This window comes from Campylobacter sp. TJR-1 (assembly GCF_032840035.1).
In the GTDB taxonomy this organism is placed as follows: Bacteria; Campylobacterota; Campylobacteria; order Campylobacterales; family Campylobacteraceae; genus Campylobacter; species Campylobacter fetus.
In genome coordinates this window covers 82,279-103,443 of record NZ_JAWIZX010000001.1, presented here as the reverse complement: position 1 = coordinate 103,443, position 21,165 = coordinate 82,279, and the positions used below count along the sequence as shown (strand labels likewise).

Genomic DNA, 21,165 nt, shown 5'->3' with positions numbered 1-21,165 from the left:
TAATACAAAATTCCATACTCTATATACCAAATATTTATCTAGAGTATGGAATTTATTTCTATTTAGACTTTTAAATTTCCTGTATTTAAGCTATAATAACCTTAATATATAGAGTTAATCAGCTATATAACAAAAATAATATTAAGAACTGTAATCAATAAAAATTATTTCTATTTAAAATTTATTATCATTTAATAGATATAATTCTCAAACAATAAAATTTATTATAAAGGAATAAATATGGCAAAGTTATTAAACACAGCTAGCGGCAATCCAATCGCTGATAATCAAAATAGTTTAACAGCGGGCGTAAGAGGTCCTGTTTTATTACAAGATTATCAATTACTTGAAAAACTTGCATTTCAAAACAGAGAGAGAATCCCTGAAAGAACAGTACATGCAAACGGTAGCGGAGCTTATGGAGAGTTAGAAATCACTGAAGATATCAGCAAATATACTAAAGCTTCACTTTTCCAAAAAGGTGAAAAAACAAAACTATTTTTAAGATTTTCAACAGTTGCAGGCGAAGCTGGTGCTGCTGATGCTGAGAGAGACGTTCGTGGTTTTGCTATCAAATTTTATACAAAAGAGGGTAACTGGGATTTAGTGGGTAATAATACTCCTACATTCTTTTTAAGAGACGGTTTTAAATTTCCAGATTTTATCCATACTCAAAAAAGAGATCCAAAAACTCATTTAAGATCAAATAGCGCAGCCTGGGATTTTTGGTCATTAAATCCTGAAACACTTCATCAAGTAACTATACTTATGAGCGATCGCGGAATTCCTGCAAGCTACCGCCATATGCATGGTTTTGGAAGCCATACTTATAGCCTTATAAATGCAAAAGGTGAAAGATTTTGGGTTAAATTCCACTTTAAAACAAGACAAGGAATTAAAAATCTTACAAACGCAGAAGCTGGTGCTATAGTGGCAAAAGACAGAGAGAGCCATCAAAGAGATCTATATAATAGTATCGATAAAGGTGATTTTCCAAAATGGGATTTCAAAATACAAATTATGACTGAAGAAGAAGCTAATAACTGTAAATTTAATCCATTTGATTTAACAAAAATTTGGCCTCATGCAGAGTATCCGCTAATCCCGGTTGGCGTAATGACTTTAAATAAAAATCCTGAAAATTATTTCAACGAAGTAGAGCAAGCCGCATTTAGCCCAAGTAACATAGTTCCTGGCATTAGCTACAGCCCAGATCGTATGCTTCAAGCTAGAATTTTCAGCTATCCAGATGCTCAAAGATATAGAATAGGCGTACATTATCAACAACTAGACGTAAATAAACCGATAGTAAACGTAAATAATTATTATGTAGGTGGATCTATGAATAACGGTAGCTATAAACAAGAGCCGCACGCTTATTATGAGCCAAATAGTTTTGGCGGTCCTGCTGAAAACAAAGATTATCTTGAGCCTGATCTTGCTATATCAAATGCAGCTCAAAGATTTGATCATAGAGTAGATACAGATTATTATAGTAATGCAGCAGCGTTATTTGCGATACTTCCGGCTGATGAAAAAGAGAGACTTTATTCAAATATCGCTGAGAGTATGGATGGAGTCGAGGATTTCATCATAGAAAGAGCGCTTGGTCACTTTGAAAAAATTAATCCGGCTTACGCATCAGGAGTAAAAGCGGCACTTTCTTCTAAGAAAAGTTGTTAATACGACTAAATAAAATAATTAAATAATTCTTAAGCTGCTTATTTTTAAGCAGCTTTTCAAATTTAAAAGTCTTTTTTGGAAGTTTTTCAAATTTGAAAAAAAGGAAATAATATGGAAAATATAAACTTAACGCCAGAAGAAGAAAAAAGATATGAAGAACTTTGCGGATATGCTTTTAATTTTGCTAGAAATAATGAATATAGCGAACTTGAAAAGATGATAAATTCAGGACTTAGTCCAAATTTAAAAAATCATAAAGGCGATAGTTTGATTATGCTAGCAGCTTATAATGGTTCATTGGAAACTACTAAAATGCTTATTCAAAAAGGCGCTAGAGTAGATGAAAGAAATGATAGAGGTCAAACTCCGCTTGCTGGAGTATGTTTCAAGGGAAATTTAGAAATAGTAAAACTTCTAGTTGAAAATGGTGCGGATATAGATGCAAATAACGGCATGGGACTTACTCCGTACAGTTTTGCAGTTATGTTTAATAGAGGCGAAATAGCCGAGTATTTACTTACTAAAAGTAGAAAAAGAACTATTTTGAAGATAATAAGCGCTAAAGTCTTAAAACTATTTTCAAAGAAAAAATCTGCAAATTTAAATCAAACTCCTAGTACTGCTATATAAAAAAAGGGTTTTATAACCCTTTTTTACTCTATTTTTATAATATTTTAAATTTAATTGTATAGCTTTTAATTCTATCAAAATTTTTATATTCGTAATTTTTGGAATATATTTTGCTTATAATTTTCAACTAAAAAAGGAGTTAAAATGCAAGTAACTGATAGTATTATCACAAAATATGTCGGCTCAGCCTATAAAAGTATCAACAATGATGATGATAATAGTTTTGGAGATACTTTGACTAATCTAGTTAGTCAATCGTCTAGTAATGACAATCCTTCAAATAGCAATAAGATAGACACCGTTGAAAAATTCTTAGAAAATTTGAGTAAATACGGTTCTGCCGTAACTCTAATAAATATAAATCAACAAAAAATTGATGAGAAATTAGAGCAAAAAAGACAAGAACTTATGGCTAGTTTGGATGTTGAGAACTTAAGCGATGAAGACAAAGCTAAAGCTATAGCAAGTATAAATGAGACTCTTGAGGATTATAAAAAACAGCTTGAAAAAGAGATGAATGAAAAACGTATGGCAGAACAAACCGACAAGGATAAGCTTAAATCCATACTTTCAAATTTATAATATTTTTATATTGATATTTATTTAGTTTTAGGGTTTTTGCCCCAAAACTAAATTTACATAAACTAACAAGAAAATGAAGTTTTAAACTCAAACGGAGTAGGTCTTTGCTCATAAGGCCATACTTGAGTTTCAAATTTATAATGTTGATATGTTTCTATAAATAAATTGCTCATTGCGGGACTTAGATATTTATTATCACGGATAACTGCTTCAAGGCTGCCTCTTAAAGTGTGAGGAAGTTGCTCTATACCTCGATCTCTTATCTCATCAAGAGTTAGCTCAAACAAATCTTCATCCATAGGACCGACAGGTTCCACTTTATTTTTTATACCATCAAGCCCTGCTAGAAGCATAGCGGCAAACGCTAAATATGGGCAAGCCGTGCTATCTGGAAATCTAAACTCTGCTCTAACGCTTTTCTCTCCTGAACCATAAGGAATACGACAACTAGCGCTTCTGTTTTGGCAAGAATAAGTTAAAATGCTAGGAGCTTCAAAACCCGGAATTAATCTTTTATAACTATTTGTACTAGGGTTTGTAAATGCAGCCACGCTTCTTGCGTGTTTTAAAACACCACCTATATACCACCTTGCGATATCGCTAAGATTTGCATAATTTCCATCTTTATAAAATAAATTTTTACCGTCTTTCCAGATAGATTGATGTACGTGCATACCGCTTCCGTTATCTCCATAAAGCGGTTTTGGCATAAATGTAGCTGTTTTACCGTTTAGATGAGCTACCATTTTTACTACATATTTATAAATTTGAACATTATCCGCAGCCTCTACAAGTGTGCCGAATTTGACGCCTATTTCGCCTTGTCCTTGAGCAACTTCATGATGAACCACAAAAGTTTCAAGTCCTACTTGTTCAAGTACATTTACCATTTCAGCTCTTAGATCCACCATGCTATCGACTGGTTGAACTGGAAAATATCCACCTTTGGTGCGTGGTCTGTGACCCGTATTGTATCCATCTGTATACTCTTTACCATCATTCCACTCGCCTTCTTCCGTATCTACTTCATACATAGCGCAATTTGGTTTATCTATAATGCGAACATTGTCAAATACAAAAAACTCATTTTCAGGTCCAAAGTAAGCTACGTCTCCTACGCCGCTATCTCTTAGATATTGCGATGCCTTTTTTGCTATACTTCTAGGACATTTTTCATATAATTCACCTTTGTATATGTCATAAACATCACATATTACTATAATAGTCGTATCTGCAGTAAAAGGATCTAAAAACGCAGTTTCTACATCTGGTTTTAGCATCATATCTGATTTATGAATCGGCTGCCAAGCGTCTATAGAACTACCATCAAACGGAAGTCCGTTGAATGAATCTTCATTAATCGCTTTTATATTATACGATACGTGATGCCAAGTACCTTTTAAGTCCGTGAAACGAAAATCCACAAATTTGACTTCATTTTCCTTGCAGAACTCAAAAAATTCTTTTACGTTATTTACAAATTTGCCCATATCGGCTCCTTTAAAAATTTAAATTTTAAGAATTATACCATAAAATTTCAATTTTAAGCTTAGTTTTATATTAAAAATATAGTCTTTTTTAAATTTTAATCATTTTCCTATTTCTATTTATAAAAATCGCAGCTTCATTAAATCCAAATTCTTTCGCTTTTTGCATAGTTTTTTCCATATTTGCTCCGACATGATCGACTGCGTGAGCGTCGCTTGAAAAAGTTATAGGTATGTTAAACTCAGCTAGCATTTCTAAAATTTCATCACTAGGATATAACTCACTGACTGGTTTTCTATATCCTGCACTGTTTAATTCAACTACCAAATTTGCTTTTTTTATCTCTTTTATGGCATTTTTTGCTATGATTTTTATCTCTTTTGTTGGTTTGAAATTAAATACTTTTATAAGATCTATATGACCGACTATATCAAATTTTCCGCATTTAGCTAAATTTTCTATAGCATTAAAGTATTGTTCCCAAATTTGGTTTATATCTTTGTTTTTGTACTCGCCTATGAACTCTGGATTATCAAATCCCCATCCGCCGATAAAATGTACCGAACCGATGAAGTAATCACACTTTGCATTTAAAACTCGTTCATCCATATAGCCATCTAAAAAATCAACTTCATAACCAAATAAAATTTCCATTTTGCTATCAAATTTGGCTTTGACTTCATCTATTATTTGTCTATAAAGTTGCATTTGCTCAAATTTCATTCTGTATTTTTCATCAAATTTCATTGGATTGTGGTCACTAAATCCGTAGTATTTACACCCCATTGAGTAAGCTTTTTGTGCGTATTGTATAGGTGAGCCTGAAGCGTGATTACAAAGTGGTGTATGGTTATGTAGGTCTATTATCATTTTCTTTCTCCTAAGTTATTAATATATTTTTATTGTTCATAAAACCTTTATTAAATATATTTATTATTTAGCTGTATATTTAATACATTTTATAAGTAACAAATATATAAATCGAAAAAATCATTCAAATCAGCTAAAACTTTAAAATTAACTACATATAAAAATATATATAGCTAATTTTATTTTAAATTTTAAATTATACCGATAAATTAAATATCATAAAAATACTAAAATTACATGATCAAGACAAAAGTTATATAAAATATCGAATTAAAAGTTTAACTAAAATTATGTTGGAAAACACTTAATTTCATACGAATTGATTTAAATTTTGATATTAAAAAAAGACAATGATTTTACAGAAATGTGTTAAACTGCAATAAATTAAGATAGAATTAATTAAAATAATAGAATGGTGCGCCCTAGAGAATTCGAATCTCTGACCTTTTGAACCGCAATCAAATGCTCTATCCAGCTGAGCTAAGAGCGCACTAAATAAGAAGTCGCAATTATACAGAACTTTTCCTTAAAAGAAACAAAATATTTTTATAGAATATACTATAAATTTAATATTATACATTAGAATATGCTGATTAATTATTATAAAATTTGTTAAAATATTTTGATTTAAAGCGACAGATATTTATCAAATCTTGACTTATTTATAATAAATTAATAGATAAATTTATTGTTTTAATAAATTTAAAAAAGCAGTATAAATAATCCAAATATATCATGAAGTATTATAAATATTAGAGTTACACAATCGATATTTTTTAAATTATTAAAAGATTTATAATACATTTTTTTATGTTTTAGAGGCTATTTTTTACAGCTATTTTTGTATTATATTATAAGTATTTTATATATTTTATAAAGTATATTTTTATAAAAATAGGAGTTGAAATTTAAAAAAAATGTTGCTTGTAAAGCAATTTTTAGAAATTTTAAGCTACAATATGGGAATTAAGTTTTAGGAGTTTTTGATGACGCAAGAAGAGTTAGATGCTTTGATGGCTGATGGTCTTGATGGTGATGAACAAACGTCTGAGGTAAATGATGATATTTTAGATGAATCTTCTCAGAGTAGTAGTAATTCAAATTTAGAAACAGAGCAAGAGACAAGTAAATGTAAAGATAAAGATGAAGACAGTAGTTATAGAGTATCATCTACTAGTGCGTGGCCACCGCCTCCTCCTACGGATGATCACAAAATGGTTCGTCAATTAGATGATGTAACAAAAGACTCTGAAGAAAAAGCTACAGAGATGTTTGATAAGCTAGAAACTATAAATAATTTTTTTATGGACGCTGAAAATGTTTGTAATGAAGCAAAAGATTTAGCTACTAAAAATATAGAAGTATTTGAAAAACTTCTTGATAAATTTCCAAACGTCGCAACATTTGCCCAAATGCTCGAGTCAAATAAAGACTTAGAAGGCAAATTTGAAGATATCGTAGGCAATTTGCAAATGGGTCAAGATGAAGTGATGATGACTATGGATATGATGCAGTATCAAGATATTCATAGACAAAAAATAGAACGCGTTATAAACGTTATGAGAGCACTTAGTAAGTATATGAATAGCCTATTTGAGGGCAAAGTCGATGATGAGAAACGAGTTAGCTCTGCTGTGCATATAGAAGGCGATACAACTACTGAAAATATCGTAAGCAATGAAGATATAGAAGCTTTAATTGAAAATTTAGGCAAAAAGTGAAAAAACCCGAGCTTCTGAGTCCTGCTGGAAATTTAACAAAATTAAAAATAGCATTAAATTACGGTGCAGACGCTGTATATGCTAGTGTAGGCAGCTTTTCTTTACGCCAAAGAAGTGCAAAAGAATTTAATTTAGAAAGCTTTGAAGAGGGCGTGAGACTAGCTCATAAGCATAATGCTAAATTTTACGCTACTATAAATGGATTTCCTTTTAACGGTCAAATAGAACCGTTAAAAAGACATATAAAAACGGTGTCTAGTTTTGGTGTAGATGCATTTATCATAGCAACTCCGGGAGTTATGAGTTTAGCTAAAGAGATAGCTCCTGATATCGAAGTTCATTTATCAACTCAAGCAAATGTTATGAACTATCTTGATGCTTCTATCTATCATCAGATGGGCGCTAGTCGTATAGTAGCCGCGCGTGAAATGAGCTTAAAAGACGCAGTTTTAATAAAAGAAAAAATTCCTAGTCTTGAAATAGAAATTTTTTGTCACGGCTCTATGTGTTTTGCATACTCTGGACGTTGTTTGATATCTGCTGTGCAAAGCGGACGTTTTAGTAACCGCGGAAGTTGTGCGAATGACTGTAGGTTCAAGTATGAATTGTATGCTAAAAGTGAAGATAACGGAGCTTTATTTAGATTGGAAGAAGACGAGAGTGGAACTCATATAATGAACTCAAAAGATCTAAATTTAGCCGTTCATATAGAAAAGATTATAAAAACCGGAGCGATCGATAGCTTAAAGATAGAAGGTCGCACAAAAAGTGAGTATTACGCTGCTTGTACGACAAGAGCTTACAGAATGGCTATCGATGATGCGATAAACGGTAAATTCGAACCATCTGTATATGAAGCCGAGCTCAATACATTAAAAAATCGCGGATTTAGCGATGGATATTTGATACATAAACCTTATGAGAGATCAAATACTCAAAATCATATTTCTAGCATAGAAGAGGGCACTCATCAAGTTCATGCTATAAGTGAAGACGGCGAGTATTTTAAAACTAAATTTAAAATATCACCAAATGAAGCTTATGAGATAATGGCACCGATTGGGTCAGATATAAATTTAGGTCAAAATGAGCTTGGAATGGTTTATGAAAATGGTGGTAAGTATTTTGTGGAATTTACAAAACTCATTAGTAAAAAGGGTAAAGAATTTGACGAGATCCATAGCGGTAATGAAAATGAGATAAAACTTCCGTTTAAGCTACCTGAGTTTAGTTTTTTGCGAAAAGAGATCTAAAAAAATTCGTTAAGTTAAAGCGTTAAAATTTGATTTATAATGAAGTTTTGATTAAATTTGATAACTAATTTATATAAATTTTTATAAGTTTGAAAATAGCTTAACTCGGCTGTAAAATAGAAAATAAAAAGGAGTTTTGGAATGAAATTTGTTAGTATTATTATGGGAAGTAAAAGTGACTATGAAATAGTAAATGAAGCTGCTAAAATTTTAGAGAGTTTCGGTGTTAAATTTGAGATGATTATCAGTTCGGCTCATAGAAGTCCTAAGCGTACGCATGATTATGTTATAGATGCAGATAAAAGGGGCGCGACGGTATTCATCTGCGCTGCTGGTATGGCAGCTCATTTAGCAGGTGCAGTAGCTGCAAATACAGCCAAACCAGTTATCGGAGTACCTATGGGTGGTTCAGCCGTAAATGGTATAGACGCTCTTTATTCTACTGTTCAGATGCCAGCTGGTATGCCGGTTGCGACTCTTGCTATAGGCAAAGCAGGAGCAAAAAATGCAGCTTACTTGGCTATGCAAATTCTAGCACTAAATGATGAAAGCTTAAGTCAAAAATTATTAGACGATAGAACAAAACAAGCTTTAATGCTTGAAGAGGATTCTAAAAAAATAGAAGTTTTACTAGGATAAAAAGGAGCAAAATGAAAACCTATCTTGAAATCGACGAGTTCTGCAAACTAGTTCATCTAAACCGTGATGTTGTGGATGAAATGATCGAAAGAGGAGTTCTAAAAACAAAAACCGAAAACGATACTATCTATATAGAAGCGAATGAAGGCACTATGAGCGTTGTCCCAACTAGCTTAAATGAGATGAATATTACTTCAAATCCAACTCTTCCTGGGGAAAGTTTTGTAGAAAAAACTATAGGTACGATTTTAAATTTGCATGAAAAAGTTTTGGACGCCAAAGATGAGACTTTAGAAGCTTTGCGCAATGAAAATAAATTTCTAAAAGAAGCGCTTTATTCTATGCAAGATTTATATGATGAAGATAGAAAAACCGTTGAAACTCTTACTAATCAGCTTAAAATTTCTCAAGATGAAGTTGAATTTCTCAAAAGGAAATATAAACTTATGTGGAACAAAGCTGTAGAAAATTTTAAATCTTAAGTTATTTAAATTTAAGCTACTAAAGTGATAAAATTAAAGGAATTATATGACATTTAGCGAGATAATACTTACTCTTCAAACGTATTGGCATGAGCAAGGCTGCATTATAGTCCAGCCTTACGATATGCCTGCTGGCGCAGGAACTTACCATCAAGCAACATTTTTAAGAAGTCTTGGTGATAAACCGTGGAACGTAGCTTACGTAGCACCTAGCCGCCGCCCGACTGATGGTAGATATGGTGAAAATCCAAATCGTCTTGGGAGCTATTATCAGTTTCAAGTGATAATGAAACCAAGTCCAAAAAATATACAAGAACTCTATCTAAAAAGCTTGGAGCGTTTAGGTCTTGATATAAATAAACACGATATACGTTTCGTAGAAGACAACTGGGAAAGCCCAACTCTTGGAGCTTGGGGTCTTGGTTGGGAAGTTTGGTTAGACGGTATGGAAATTACGCAATTTACGTATTTTCAGCAAGTAGGCGGAATTCCTTGCGAGTTAGTTAGTGCTGAAGTAACTTATGGAATTGAGCGTTTAGCTATGTATTTACAAGATAAAAATAACGTATATGATATAGTTTGGGATGAAAGAGACGGTAAAATCGTCACTTACGGTGATGTTCATAAACAAAGTGAATATGAGTTTAGCAAATACAACTTTGAGATCGCCGACACTGCTATACTTTTTAAACATTTTGAAGATTATGGTAAAGAGTGTAAAGCGATACTAGAACACGGCTTAGCCCTACCTGCTTATGACTATTGCATGCTCGCGGCTCATACATTTAACGTGCTTGATGCAAGAGGAGCTATAAGTGTTACGCAGCGTCAAGATTTTATACTAAAAATTAGAGAGTTAGCAAAGGGCTGTGCTTTAGCTTATAAAGAGAGCTTGCAAAAGTGAAAATATCCGAGATTTACGCTATTTTAGATAGTATCGCTCCATTTGAAAATCAAGAAAATTGGGATAATTCGGGACTTATTATAGGAAGTATGAACAGTGAGTTTGATCAAGTTGTTTTAAGCCTTGATTTAGATACGAATATAGTAAATAATGCTAAAGAAAAAACTCTTTTTATAACTCATCATCCGCTTATTTTTAAGGGTTTAAAGAGGCTTGAATTATCTAAATTTCCATCAAATTTAATAAATATAATGCTTAAAAAAGATATAAGTCTTATATCTATGCATACAAATTTTGATTTGCATGTGTTAAATAAGTATGTTTTGAGCGAAGTTTTAGGATATAGTGATTTTATAGAGGACGGTTTTATACTAAAATTTGACGTAAATAAAAGTTTTGAAAAATTTGCAAATGAGATAAAAACGAAACTTAAAATATCAAATTTAAGAGTTGTAAAATCAAATGAATTTATAAAAACAGCTGCATTTTGTACAGGAAGCGGAGCAGATCTAATAGGTGATTTTGAAGCCGACTGTTTTTTAAGCGGAGATTTTAAATACCATACGGCTTTAGAATGTTATGAAAATTCTCTTAGTCTTATAGATATCGGACATTTTGAAAGTGAGCGGTATTTTGGGGATTCATTGGCTGCTTACTTGCAAAAAAACGGAGTTTTTGCTACAATCACAAATTCAATCAATCCATTTGAATATCGTTAATCAAAAAAAGGACATATATGAACAAATACCTAGAACAGCTAGTTAATCTATCTCAAATTGACCAAAAAATAGATAGCTATGCGCCGCGTATCGAGAATATTAATAAAAACTTAAACGTTAAAAAAGAGGAAATCTTATCTATAGATGAGAAGGTAGAAACTATACAAACAGAAATAGAAGAGTTAAAAAGTCAAATTTCAAATACAAACTCTCATATAGTTGAGTTTGGTGCGAAAATAAAAGATATCGGTAAAAAAAGCGGATCTGTAAAAACTGAAAAAGAGATAAAGGCTCTGAATTTAGAAGAAGATTTAGCAAAAGATCAACTAGAAGCGGCAAACGAAGAGATAACTAGATTGGAAAGGATTATAGAGTCAAAACTTAATTATGAAAATGAGTTTAAGCAAAAAAAAATAGAGATATCTAAAACTCTTAGCGAACTTGAAAATGAAGTTTCTGAAGAGCTTTCAAATATAGAAAAAGATAGAAATGAAGTATATACTCAAAAAGAGGATCTTTTAGCTAAGATGAATCAAAAAGTTTTGACTTTTTATGAAAAAATTCGTAAATGGGCTAAAAATACAGCCGTAGTTCCTGTAAGAAAACAGGCATGTTATGGTTGCTTTATGAAAATAAACGATAAAACTTATGCAAACGTTATAAAAAGCGAAGATATAATTACTTGTCCGCACTGCGGTCGTATTTTATACAAAGAAGAAAATGGCGAGTGATCTATACATTTTTAAGCTTTGTCATTTTGATTTTAGCATCGCCTTTTCTGGCTTTGCTAAGCTTTAAGTCTAAATTTAAAAATAGTATTCCTGCTAGATTTTTTTTAAAAAACAGTAAAAAACTTCCGGTTTCAAATTTCCATTTCCATGCATGCAGTCTAGGTGAAGTTGCTAGTATAGAGCCGTTTTTTAATTCTTGCGAGAGTTCGCGTATATCTGTTGTCACGCAAACAGGATTTGATAGGGCTAAAAAGTTTACTAATGATCTATGTTTTTTACCATTTGAATGTTTTTTGCCGTTTTGGTGGTCTCATTGTAAAGTGCTTGTGGTTTTTGAGGCTGAACTCTGGCTAAATTTATTTAAAATAGCAAAACAAAATGGTAGCAAAACCATACTTTTAAATGCTAGGATTAGCGATAAATCTTATAAATCTTATTTGAGATTTAAATTTTATTATCAATGGATTTTTACCTATGTGGATTTGGTATTGGCTCAAAGCGATACTGATAAAATTCGCCTTGAGAGTCTTGGCGCAAAGAACGTAAAAGTGATAGGAAATATAAAGTCTGCAAACTTACTAAAACCAACTAAAATATATCAAAAACCTCAAAAAAGAGTTATTACTATAGCTAGTAGTCATGAAAACGAGGAGAAGCAGATACTCTCTTTATTGAATTTAAAAGATAACGATATGCTTTTTATAGCTCCTCGTCATCCTGAGAGATTTCAAAAAGTAGGTATTTTAGTGAGTGAATTTGCCAGCAAAAACAATTTGAGTTATGAAAAATTTAGCCAAAACTTAGGCTTTAAAAGCGATGTTGTGCTTATCGATACTTTAGGAGAACTTGTAAATATCTATAATATCAGTGATATAGTAGTGCTTTGTGGTAGTTTTGAAAAAGGTATCGGCGGACATAATCCTATAGAAGCGGCTCAGTTTAATTGTTCTATAATAAGCGGTGAGTTTGTTTATAATCAAAAGCCGCTATTTGAAGCGGTAGATGGCGTGGTGATGAGCGATTATAAGAGTTTAAATACGGCTCTAAACTCAAATTTAAAAAAATGTAGTATAAAAAATAGATGCGATTTTAACACAGTATTACAAGAGATAAAAAGCTACTTATAAGAGGTAAAAATGAAACAAGAAAAAGCATATAAACTTCTTGCTTTGCAAGAAGGTATTTCAAACAATGAAGCAAAAGAGTTGATAGATTCAGGTCTTGTGAGTGCAGGCGGCAAAAGACTCGTGCTCGCAAGAGGACTTTTAAACGAAAACACCTCTTTTAAAGTCACAAAACTCGCAAAGCCGGTTATGATTTATGAAGACGACAATATCGTAGCTGTAAATAAACCGCCTTTTATAACGAGTGAAAAAGTAGCAGAAATATTTAAATTTACGCTTTTAAATAGACTCGATAAAGAGACTAGCGGCGTGATTTTGTTATATAAAAATGAAGAGTTTCAAAAAGCAGCTATAAAAGAATTTGCCAATAACAAAGTAAAAAAAACATATCTTGCTATAGTTAGAGGAATAGTAGTAGATGAATTTAGCGTAGAACTTCCTATAAGTACAGTAAAAACAAAGTCTGGAGCATTTTCTAAAATAGATTTAAGTCGTGGAAAAACAGCTATAACTCATGTAAGTCCTCTTATGGTAGAGGGTAAAAAATCACTCATAAAAGTCGGTATAGAGACCGGAAGAACTCACCAGATAAGATGTCATTTAGCTTACTCTGGTTACGGCGTGATAGGTGATGAAAAATATGCTAAAAATAGCTCAAAAAGAGTATATTTGCATAGTTTTGAAACTGCTCTTTTAGGTTATAAATTTAAAGCTTTGCCCGATAGAAGTTTTTGTGATTTTGGATTTGAAATTTCTAATGGAATTTTAAACCCATAGTTTTTAAAATAAATTTATAAAAAGATACTCCAAATAATTTCGGAGTATCTTAAATTTTTAGAATTTCTTTTTATTTACGTCCGCTAATATATTATCGGCTATGGTATTTACGTTTTGTGTAATATCGTTAGTAGTATTTGCAATTCCGACATTTGTTTGAGTTACGCTTTCTAACTGAGCTATAGATTCATTGATTTGTCCAAGACCTATAGTTTGCTCTTTTATAGATTCACTCATATCATTTACACTTTGTACTAAGATATTTACATTGACTTCAATTTCGCCTAAAGAGTTATTTGTTCTCTCAGCTAGTTTTCTAACTTCATCCGCAACAACCGCAAATCCACGTCCGTGTTCTCCTGCACGCGCCGCCTCTATAGCTGCGTTTAGCGCAAGAAGATTTGTTTGATCTGCGATATCTTTTATCACGCCCACGATATTTTTGATATCTTCGGCTTGTTTTGTAGTTTCAACAGTTCTATCGCTGATACTTTGCATAGAGCAGCTTATTTGTTCTACCGCGGCTGCGGATTGCTCAAGAGAATGTGCTTGTGTGCGCGATCCGTCTGTTAATTTTTGCATAGATTCTCTAAGCTCTTTGCTTTGCTCGGCTAGATCTTTGGCAAAACTTAAACTAGATCTTAGCATTTCTTTTATCTCATCTCCTAATACATTAGTGGTTACTTCTACTTCTCCTTTTGCGTTTGCAATATTTGTTGTAAAATCAAGAGATTTATAAGAGTTAAATACGCGATTTATCTCATTCATATTGCTTCCTACTTTATTTTGAAGCACTAACAACATTTTGTTTAATACGTTTTTGAGTTCGATTAACTGCGGATTTGCAGGATCTTTTACTATCCTTGCGGTAAGATTTCCACCTTCTATTTCTTTTGCTGTTTCTACTGATTGTTGTACTGCTTCTTGATCTTTTATTAAACTATCTCTTGTTTTTGCTATATTTGCATTGATCATATTTCCCATAGCTCCTAGCTCATCGTTTGCATGGATTTTGATCATTTGTACTTCTTTGCTTTCATGATTTATAAATTTAAAGAACGAGTCTAAAGCATTTAATAAAATTGGAAGCCTCATAGCAAGATTTGCTTTGATATAAAAGTAGATAAACGCTAAAGATACAACTAAAAATATCAATGACGCGACAAATATAGTTTTTTGTAGACTGTATAAAGGAGCAAATACAGAATCTATCGGCGCTGTGGTTACAATTGCCCAGTTGCTAGAGTCTCTTGCTGTAGTAAACGGAGCGACTATGGCGTAACTACTTACTCCTGTTGAAGTTGTATAATTTGAGAATATCTTAAATTCATTTTTAGCAACTGCATCTGCCAATGCTTTAGCATGAGGATTGATATCTTGAATCTTTTTTAATATTATATTAGAGTTATCATGCACTGCTATTGTACCATCTTTTGCTATAATGGCTTTTGTATAACCGCTAAATGAATCTAATTTATTATCTAAAAGAAAATTTGAAATCTCTTTAAAATTAAGTGAAAATGCTATCACTCCGATCGGTTTTTTACTATCATTATTAAAAATAGGTAAAGCTACGTTAATTCCTATAAAACTATTTGATCCAAAAGATATTTTTTCGACATTTCCTACAAAAACTCTATTGCCATTAGGGTTTCCTTCAATTAAGGCTTTTTTTAAGATTGAGTCGTTGATCGCAGTATCTGAGGCTTGCATCGATTCTATGCCGCCTTTTTTGCTTGTGTCTTCATCGCGGAATAATATTAGAAATTTTCCGCTTTCTGTAGTATATTTATTAATACCTTTAAACTGCTCTGGAGGATTTGTGAGATATAACATCGCATAATTCGCATAAAGACTACTGTCAAATACGTTCGATAGTATGCTCTCTATGTTTTCAAGTTTTATCTCATTCATAGGAACTCTATGAAAAAAGTCATCTATTACGGCGTGAGCACTTTGAGTAGTGGCTATGATTTCATTCATCATTCCTTCTATAGTAGCTGCGTATTTGAAAGCATCGTTTGTAATGATATATTCAGCATTTTTTGTCATATTACTGCTAGTTTGCCTAGCGACAATATAGCTTAAAATCGCAATTCCTATAGTGATGATAATACCGACTATAAGAACTAATTTGGTTCCGAGTTTTAGGTTTTTCAACGCACCCCCCCCATCATTTTTCTCTCCTTATGATTTAATGATATCAAACTTAACATAGCATAATACCAGATATTAAATTTAGCCAAAATCATATTATAGTACAATAAATATATTATTAATAATAAATAAAAATATAATAACTCATTATGGTATATTAATAAAACAAAATACTTACAAAAACCATCTCCAATAAAGCATAGAAAGTATAATTATAAATGTAACTCCAACTAAACTAAGCAAAATCCCAAAGCGAAACATGTCCCAAATTTTAATCTCTCCTTTACTAAAAACGATAGCATTTGGTGGAGTCGATATAGGAAACATAAAAGAAAAACCAACGCAAATAGTCGCTACAAGCATAACTAAACTTTGCATTTGAGGATCTAGAAATCCTTTTGTAGAGGCAAATATAATAGAAAGCAAAATTGCTATTAATGCAGTTGAGCTTATGAACATAGTTAAAAATAGCACAACCATACAGACGCAAAGCAGAAAAACCAATATAGGAAGAGTGCCAAAAAATTCAAAAATAACTTTAAACGAATTTCCGAGTTGCATTTCAGATATCGCCATTGCTATGCAAAATCCAGCTCCGAATAAAAAATTTATTTCATAAGGAATAGACTTTGAATCCTCCCATTTTAAAAATCCTATTTTTGGTATAAACATTAAGAGTCCAAACGCCAGTAAAATCACATTTTCATTCAATCCAAGTCCGGGATAAATAGGTTTTATAGGCGAATTTAAAAGTAAAATTATAAGTAGAGCGGCTATCATTACGATAAGTCTTTTGTGTTCTAAATTTATGCTTATATCTTTAAAAATATCATTTTGTAAAGTATGATCTCCTATATTATAAGATAAAATTTTTACCATAGCATATAACATACATAGCGTTAGTGGTAGCATCATAGCTATCCAAGTTACAAATCCTATACTTTCAAATAGAGCCGTTTCTAGAAATCCTATAAAAATTAGGTTCGGAGGCGTTCCGATAGGAGTAGTAATTCCGCTTATACTTGCACCAAAAGCTACTGATAGCAAAAAACGAGTTTTTAAAATCGGATCATTAGATATAGACATTGCCACTGGTATAAGAAGTAATGCTACCGTGGAGTTTGAAAGCGCACTTCCAAGCATCACGCTAATAAGTCCTAATGCTGTTATAACTCCTTTTGGAGTTGATGGAAAATAACTTAAAACTTTTTTAGCTATGATTCGATGCAGGCCTATTTTTTCAACAGCAGTTGCCAACATAAAACCGCCTAAAAATAAGAATATTATAGGATTTGCATAGTTTCCAGTTGTGCTTTTTACATCTAAAATTCCAAAAGCAGGAAAAAGTATGATAGGTAGCAATGATACGATGCCTAAAGGTAAAGCTTGATTTGTCCATAATATGATAAGCAAGGTCAAAATACCTACAAAAGCTCCTATCTGTAAAGAAGCTTCAAAGTACGCTATACTAAGAATTGCTACTAGTAGAGCAGGGAGTATAGCGGCTATCAAGCCTAATGAAATTTGTTTTTGTGTTTTTGATTTTATTGTCATATAAATTTTACTTTTTAATTTCATAAGTTTACCTCGTATTTACATTAAATATATTTTATAATATTTTATTTGCATTATTTTTCAAATTTATAAATATTTATGTGTAATAAAATTATCTTTTTATTAATATATTTTATTATATTTTTTCTTTATGTATAATAAATTTTTACCATAAAAATATTATAATTATATATTTATAGTATTATTTTAAATTTTATTAAATTTTTGTATATAGATACTTGCTAAACAAAAATAGATTTACATCAAAAAAGCATTTAAACAATTTCAAAGTAAATAGAAGCTATAATTAGCACCTTTTAATAAAATTTATAAAGGTAAATTGTGTTTGAACTTATAGGTGAATCATTAAAATCAGCTGTTAATAAACTTAAATTTGTCGATGATGAAAAGGCGCTTAAAAATGCGCTTGATACCCTAAAAAAAGCACTTTTAAAAGCAGATGTTCATCACAAAGTTACTAAAGAATTAGTGAATTTAGTAGAATCCGACCTTAAAAAGACTTCAATTGGTCAAAAACAATTTTTAGATAGCATTAAATCAAATTTAACAAGTATTTTAACTGCTCCAAACGACGGAAATAAAGGTAGCGGCTTTGTTTATGCGAGCAATCCTCCAACCGTAGTTTTGATGGCCGGACTTCAAGGTGGCGGAAAGACGACTACTACCGTAAAACTAGCTAATTATCTAAAAGTTCGTAAGAAAAAAGTTTTAATCGCAGCTTGCGACTTGCAGCGTTTAGCCGCAGTTGAGCAATTGCGTCAGCTTTGCACCGCAAATGAGCTTGAGCTATTTTATATGGAAAATGAAAACGATCCTATAAAAGTAGCTAAAAATGCCTTACAAAAAGCAAAAAACGAGTTGTATGACGTTCTTTTAGTCGATACCGCAGGTCGTCTTGCTATAGATGAAACTCTTATGAGTCAGATAAAAGATATTAAATCAACTATAAATCCGCATGAGATATTTTACGTAGCTGATGCTATGAGCGGACAAGACGGCGTAAAAACTGCTGCTAGCTTTAATGAGGCGCTTGGCATAACAGGCGTGATTTTAAGTAAATTTGACGCTGATACAAAAGGCGGCGTTGCTATTGGCATAGCAAAACAGATAAATATTCCGCTTAGATTTGTCGGTGTAGGTGAAAAACCGGCGGATCTAGAGAGCTTTATACCAGATAGAATCGTCGGTCGTATAATGGGCGAGGGCGATTTGGCAACGCTTGCTGAAAAAACAAGCACGATAATAGATGAAAAAGAAGCAAAAAGATTAAACAAAAAAATCAAAAAGGGTGAGTTTAATTTTAATGACTTTTTAGCTCAGCTTGAGAGTGTTAAAAAACTTGGAAGTATGAAAAGCCTTATAGGGATGATACCGGGTCTTGGAAATATGGCAAATCAGATAAAAGATATAGATCTTGATAATAGCAAAGAGATAAAACATATAAAAGCTATGATAGATTCTATGACTCCAAAAGAGCGTGAAAATCCGGATCTTTTAAATAATGCTAGAAAGCGTAGAATTGCAGCTGGAGCAGGAATAGGTCAGATAGAAGTAAATAAATTTTTAAAACAGTTTAGCAATGCAGCAAAACTTGCTAAAAGATTTTCAAATAAAGACAGCATGAAAGGATTTGCTTCTATGATGGCAAATTCAAATCGCCCTAGATAAATTTAGGGCTTACTTATGGCTAAAATTTAGCTATAATTAAGCCTTAAAAAAAATAATGAGGAGAAAAATAATGGCAACAGTAGTTAGACTAACAAGAATGGGGCGTAATAAAAGACCATTTTATCGTATAGTTGTTACAGATAGTAGAAAAAGACGTGATAGCGGTTGGATAGAGAGCATAGGATACTATAATCCAATGGTAGAACCAGAGGTTGTTAAAGTTGATGCTGATAGGCTTGCGTATTGGAAAAGTGTTGGTGCAAAACTTAGCGACAGAGTTGCTCGAATAACAAAATAATCACAATGGTAGAAGAATTTTTAAAAGAGTACGCAAAACTCATAGCCGATTGTCCTGAGCTGATAAAAACCGAAAAAATACATCTTGGTGAAAATTTCGATGAGATAATCATATATGCAAGTAAATCCGATACGGGTAGACTTATAGGCAAAGACGGAAAAATGATAAATGCTATTAAAACAGTGATTATAGGCTGCAAAGCAAAAGATCCAACATCATATAGAATTACGGTAAAAGCTATTGAAGAGTGATTTTGTAGAGGTTTGCATACTTGGAAAGACTGTTGGTTTAAAAGGGGCTTTAAAGCTCCATGACCGCAGTGATTTTCCTAATCAATTTAAAAATGGTGCTAAATTCTATGATATAAATAGTAAAGAATTTGTCATAAAAAGTTATGATAGAAATAACAATCTGGTAATTTTTGAAAATTATGATAGCATAGATCTTGCTAAAACGCTTGTGAATTATATCTTATACAGAAGTATTAATGATACTATAAGAGATTGTAAGCTCGCAAAAGATGAATTTTTCTATTTTGATATCATAGGTTGTAATGTTTTTGAAGATAAAATTTTGCTCGGAGAGGTAATAGATATATTAGAAGTTGGAGCTGGATTTTTATTCAGTATAAAAACAGAGGGCGATCTCGTAAAAGCCGGTTTAAATTCCAATTTTTATATACCTTACAATGATAATTTTACTCAAAATATAGATATAAAATCTAAAAAAATTCAGGTTAAAAATTCGTTAGATATATTAAAAAATTCATAAATTATGCAGTTTAACTTTATAACTATATTCCCAAATTTAATTAAACCGTACTTTGATGACTCCATACTTTCAAGGGCGATCAAGAGTAGTATTATAAAGTTAAACTTCATAAATCCAAGAGATTTTAGCGCAGATAAGCATTTAAAAGTAGATGATTATATGATAGCTGGAGGTGCAGGGCTTCTTATGAAAGCTCAGCCCGTATTTGATGCTATTGACTCATTGGATAGTACTCACATTATCTATCTTACTCCAGCAGGTAAAAAATTTACTCAAAATGACGCAAAAAGACTATCTAAATTTGAAAATATTACTTTTATTTGCGGAAGATACGAGGGTATTGATGAGAGAATTATAGAAGAAAAAGTTAATGAGGTATTTTGTATAGGTGATTTTATAATGACCGGCGGGGAGCTTGGAGCACTTTGTATGTGCGATGCTATCACAAGAAATCTTAATGGAGTTTTAGGCAATCCGAATTCGCTTGACATCGAGAGTTTTGAGTATGGAATGCTAGAATCTCCGAGTTTTACTAAGCCAAACGTATATAATGGTTTGAGCGTTATTTCAGCTTTTTTAAAGGGTAATCATGGTAAAATCAACGCTTTGAAAAACAATATGGCGTTGTGTAAAACTAGGTTCTTCCGCCCTGATTTATATCAAAAACTCAGATCGCCAAAAAAACAGAAGGAAAAAAGATGAGAAACAAATACATAGAAGCATTTGAAAATGCTCAAATTGAAAACAAGTCTGTGCCTGATTTTCGTGCTGGCGATACTTTAAGAATTGCTATTCGTATCAAAGAAGGCGATAAAACTAGAGTTCAGAATTTTGAAGGTATCTGTATAGCTAGACGCGGTAGCGGTTCTGGGGAGACTTTTATCATCAGAAAAATAGGTGCAAATAGTGTTGGAGTTGAGAGAATTTTCCCTATTTATAGCGAAAGTTTAGAGAGTATTACGGTTCTTAGAAGAGGACGTATAAGAAGATCTAAGCTATTTTATCTAAGAGATAGACGCGGTAAAGCTGCAAGAATTAAAGAACTTAAAAAATAATTATAACTTTTATAATATCACGTCAAAAAAGGCGTGAT

At 32.0% G+C, this 21,165-nt stretch carries 21 protein-coding genes, 1 tRNA gene and 1 pseudogene; 18 read left to right on the top strand and 5 right to left on the bottom strand.

The features are described 5' to 3' along the window. The first annotated feature begins 240 nt into the window (after positions 1 to 240). The 3 genes from RVY88_RS00530 to RVY88_RS00520 all read left to right on the top strand — a co-directional run bounded on the left by RVY88_RS00530 (position 241) and on the right by RVY88_RS00520 (position 2,895). Positions 241 to 1,683 (top strand): catalase, encoded by a 1,443-nt coding sequence (locus RVY88_RS00530; protein WP_144686245.1) that lies wholly within the window; start codon positions 241 to 243, stop codon positions 1,681 to 1,683. Between the two features lie 111 nt (positions 1,684 to 1,794). Then, positions 1,795 to 2,313, top strand: coding sequence for an ankyrin repeat domain-containing protein (locus RVY88_RS00525; protein WP_002849623.1), 519 nt, complete (start codon positions 1,795 to 1,797; stop codon positions 2,311 to 2,313). A 144-nt stretch (positions 2,314 to 2,457) separates the two neighbouring features. Next, a complete protein-coding gene (locus RVY88_RS00520) occupies positions 2,458 to 2,895 on the top strand; it encodes a hypothetical protein (protein WP_011732063.1) in 438 nt (145 codons plus the stop codon). A gap of 62 nt (positions 2,896 to 2,957) precedes the next feature. Here the strand turns inward: RVY88_RS00520 and glnA are convergent, their stop codons facing one another. From glnA to RVY88_RS00505, 3 genes are all read right to left on the bottom strand, one after another. Beyond that, positions 2,958 to 4,385, bottom strand: a complete 1,428-nt coding sequence (gene glnA, locus RVY88_RS00515; protein ID WP_002849620.1) for a type I glutamate--ammonia ligase — start codon at positions 4,383 to 4,385, stop codon at positions 2,958 to 2,960. Positions 4,386 to 4,473: 88 nt separating this feature from the next. Beyond that, positions 4,474 to 5,253, bottom strand: a complete 780-nt coding sequence (locus RVY88_RS00510; RefSeq protein WP_002849619.1) for a histidinol-phosphatase — start codon at positions 5,251 to 5,253, stop codon at positions 4,474 to 4,476. 413 nt (positions 5,254 to 5,666) lie between these two features. Continuing rightward, positions 5,667 to 5,743 (bottom strand) — tRNA-Arg (locus RVY88_RS00505). Positions 5,744 to 6,239: 496 nt separating this feature from the next. On the opposite strand from RVY88_RS00505, the gene RVY88_RS00500 reads away from it, so the two are divergent. The 9 genes from RVY88_RS00500 to RVY88_RS00460 all read left to right on the top strand — a co-directional run bounded on the left by RVY88_RS00500 (position 6,240) and on the right by RVY88_RS00460 (position 13,603). Further along, positions 6,240 to 6,974 (top strand): hypothetical protein, encoded by a 735-nt coding sequence (locus tag RVY88_RS00500; protein ID WP_011732062.1) that lies wholly within the window; start codon positions 6,240 to 6,242, stop codon positions 6,972 to 6,974. Then, positions 6,971 to 8,227, top strand: coding sequence for a peptidase U32 family protein (locus tag RVY88_RS00495; protein WP_002849617.1), 1,257 nt, complete (start codon positions 6,971 to 6,973; stop codon positions 8,225 to 8,227). The genes RVY88_RS00500 and RVY88_RS00495 overlap by 4 nt, the downstream gene beginning before the upstream one ends. A 141-nt stretch (positions 8,228 to 8,368) precedes the next feature. Beyond that, positions 8,369 to 8,866 (top strand): 5-(carboxyamino)imidazole ribonucleotide mutase, encoded by a 498-nt coding sequence (gene purE / locus RVY88_RS00490; protein ID WP_011732061.1) that lies wholly within the window; start codon positions 8,369 to 8,371, stop codon positions 8,864 to 8,866. 11 nt (positions 8,867 to 8,877) lie between these two features. After that, positions 8,878 to 9,348, top strand: coding sequence for a DUF3972 domain-containing protein (locus tag RVY88_RS00485; RefSeq protein WP_011732060.1), 471 nt, complete (start codon positions 8,878 to 8,880; stop codon positions 9,346 to 9,348). A gap of 46 nt (positions 9,349 to 9,394) precedes the next feature. Then, complete coding sequence (gene glyQ, locus RVY88_RS00480; RefSeq protein WP_162167617.1) at positions 9,395 to 10,252, top strand: glycine--tRNA ligase subunit alpha; 858 nt, start codon at positions 9,395 to 9,397, stop codon at positions 10,250 to 10,252. Then, the gene (locus RVY88_RS00475) at positions 10,249 to 10,971 is read left to right on the top strand and encodes a Nif3-like dinuclear metal center hexameric protein (protein ID WP_162167618.1); all 723 of its coding nucleotides are present in this window, start codon (positions 10,249 to 10,251) and stop codon (positions 10,969 to 10,971) included. Before glyQ ends, RVY88_RS00475 begins: the two co-directional genes overlap by 4 nt. Before the next feature lie 17 nt (positions 10,972 to 10,988). Continuing rightward, entirely contained in the window at positions 10,989 to 11,702 is a 714-nt protein-coding gene (locus tag RVY88_RS00470; protein ID WP_162167619.1) for a zinc ribbon domain-containing protein, read from the top strand. Beyond that, entirely contained in the window at positions 11,699 to 12,829 is a 1,131-nt protein-coding gene (gene waaA, locus RVY88_RS00465; RefSeq protein ID WP_024305186.1) for a lipid IV(A) 3-deoxy-D-manno-octulosonic acid transferase, read from the top strand. Before RVY88_RS00470 ends, waaA begins: the two co-directional genes overlap by 4 nt. A 9-nt stretch (positions 12,830 to 12,838) precedes the next feature. Continuing rightward, positions 12,839 to 13,603: an RluA family pseudouridine synthase gene (locus tag RVY88_RS00460; RefSeq protein ID WP_162167620.1), complete on the top strand. Its 765-nt coding sequence runs from the start codon at positions 12,839 to 12,841 to the stop codon at positions 13,601 to 13,603. Between the two features lie 57 nt (positions 13,604 to 13,660). Here RVY88_RS00460 and RVY88_RS09160 read toward each other — a convergent pair. Next, positions 13,661 to 14,041: pseudogene (locus RVY88_RS09160) on the bottom strand (methyl-accepting chemotaxis protein); the annotation flags it as partial. Between the two features lie 1,893 nt (positions 14,042 to 15,934). Then, on the bottom strand, positions 15,935 to 17,338 hold the full coding sequence (locus RVY88_RS00450; protein ID WP_011732054.1) for an SLC13 family permease: 1,404 nt from the start codon (positions 17,336 to 17,338) through the stop codon (positions 15,935 to 15,937). Positions 17,339 to 17,656: 318 nt separating this feature from the next. Between RVY88_RS00450 and ffh the strand changes: the two genes are divergently transcribed. The 6 genes from ffh to rplS all read left to right on the top strand — a co-directional run bounded on the left by ffh (position 17,657) and on the right by rplS (position 21,127). Further along, entirely contained in the window at positions 17,657 to 19,003 is a 1,347-nt protein-coding gene (gene ffh, locus RVY88_RS00445; protein ID WP_010400988.1) for a signal recognition particle protein, read from the top strand. Between the two features lie 70 nt (positions 19,004 to 19,073). After that, entirely contained in the window at positions 19,074 to 19,301 is a 228-nt protein-coding gene (rpsP, locus tag RVY88_RS00440; protein WP_002849606.1) for a 30S ribosomal protein S16, read from the top strand. Between the two features lie 5 nt (positions 19,302 to 19,306). Then, positions 19,307 to 19,552, top strand: coding sequence for a KH domain-containing protein (locus RVY88_RS00435; protein ID WP_002849604.1), 246 nt, complete (start codon positions 19,307 to 19,309; stop codon positions 19,550 to 19,552). Beyond that, positions 19,542 to 20,072: a ribosome maturation factor RimM gene (gene rimM, locus RVY88_RS00430; protein ID WP_002849602.1), complete on the top strand. Its 531-nt coding sequence runs from the start codon at positions 19,542 to 19,544 to the stop codon at positions 20,070 to 20,072. Before RVY88_RS00435 ends, rimM begins: the two co-directional genes overlap by 11 nt. A 3-nt stretch (positions 20,073 to 20,075) precedes the next feature. Continuing rightward, on the top strand, positions 20,076 to 20,774 hold the full coding sequence (gene trmD / locus RVY88_RS00425; protein ID WP_002849600.1) for a tRNA (guanosine(37)-N1)-methyltransferase TrmD: 699 nt from the start codon (positions 20,076 to 20,078) through the stop codon (positions 20,772 to 20,774). After that, on the top strand, positions 20,771 to 21,127 hold the full coding sequence (rplS, locus tag RVY88_RS00420; protein WP_002849599.1) for a 50S ribosomal protein L19: 357 nt from the start codon (positions 20,771 to 20,773) through the stop codon (positions 21,125 to 21,127). The genes trmD and rplS overlap by 4 nt, the downstream gene beginning before the upstream one ends. Positions 21,128 to 21,165: the final 38 nt, after the last annotated feature.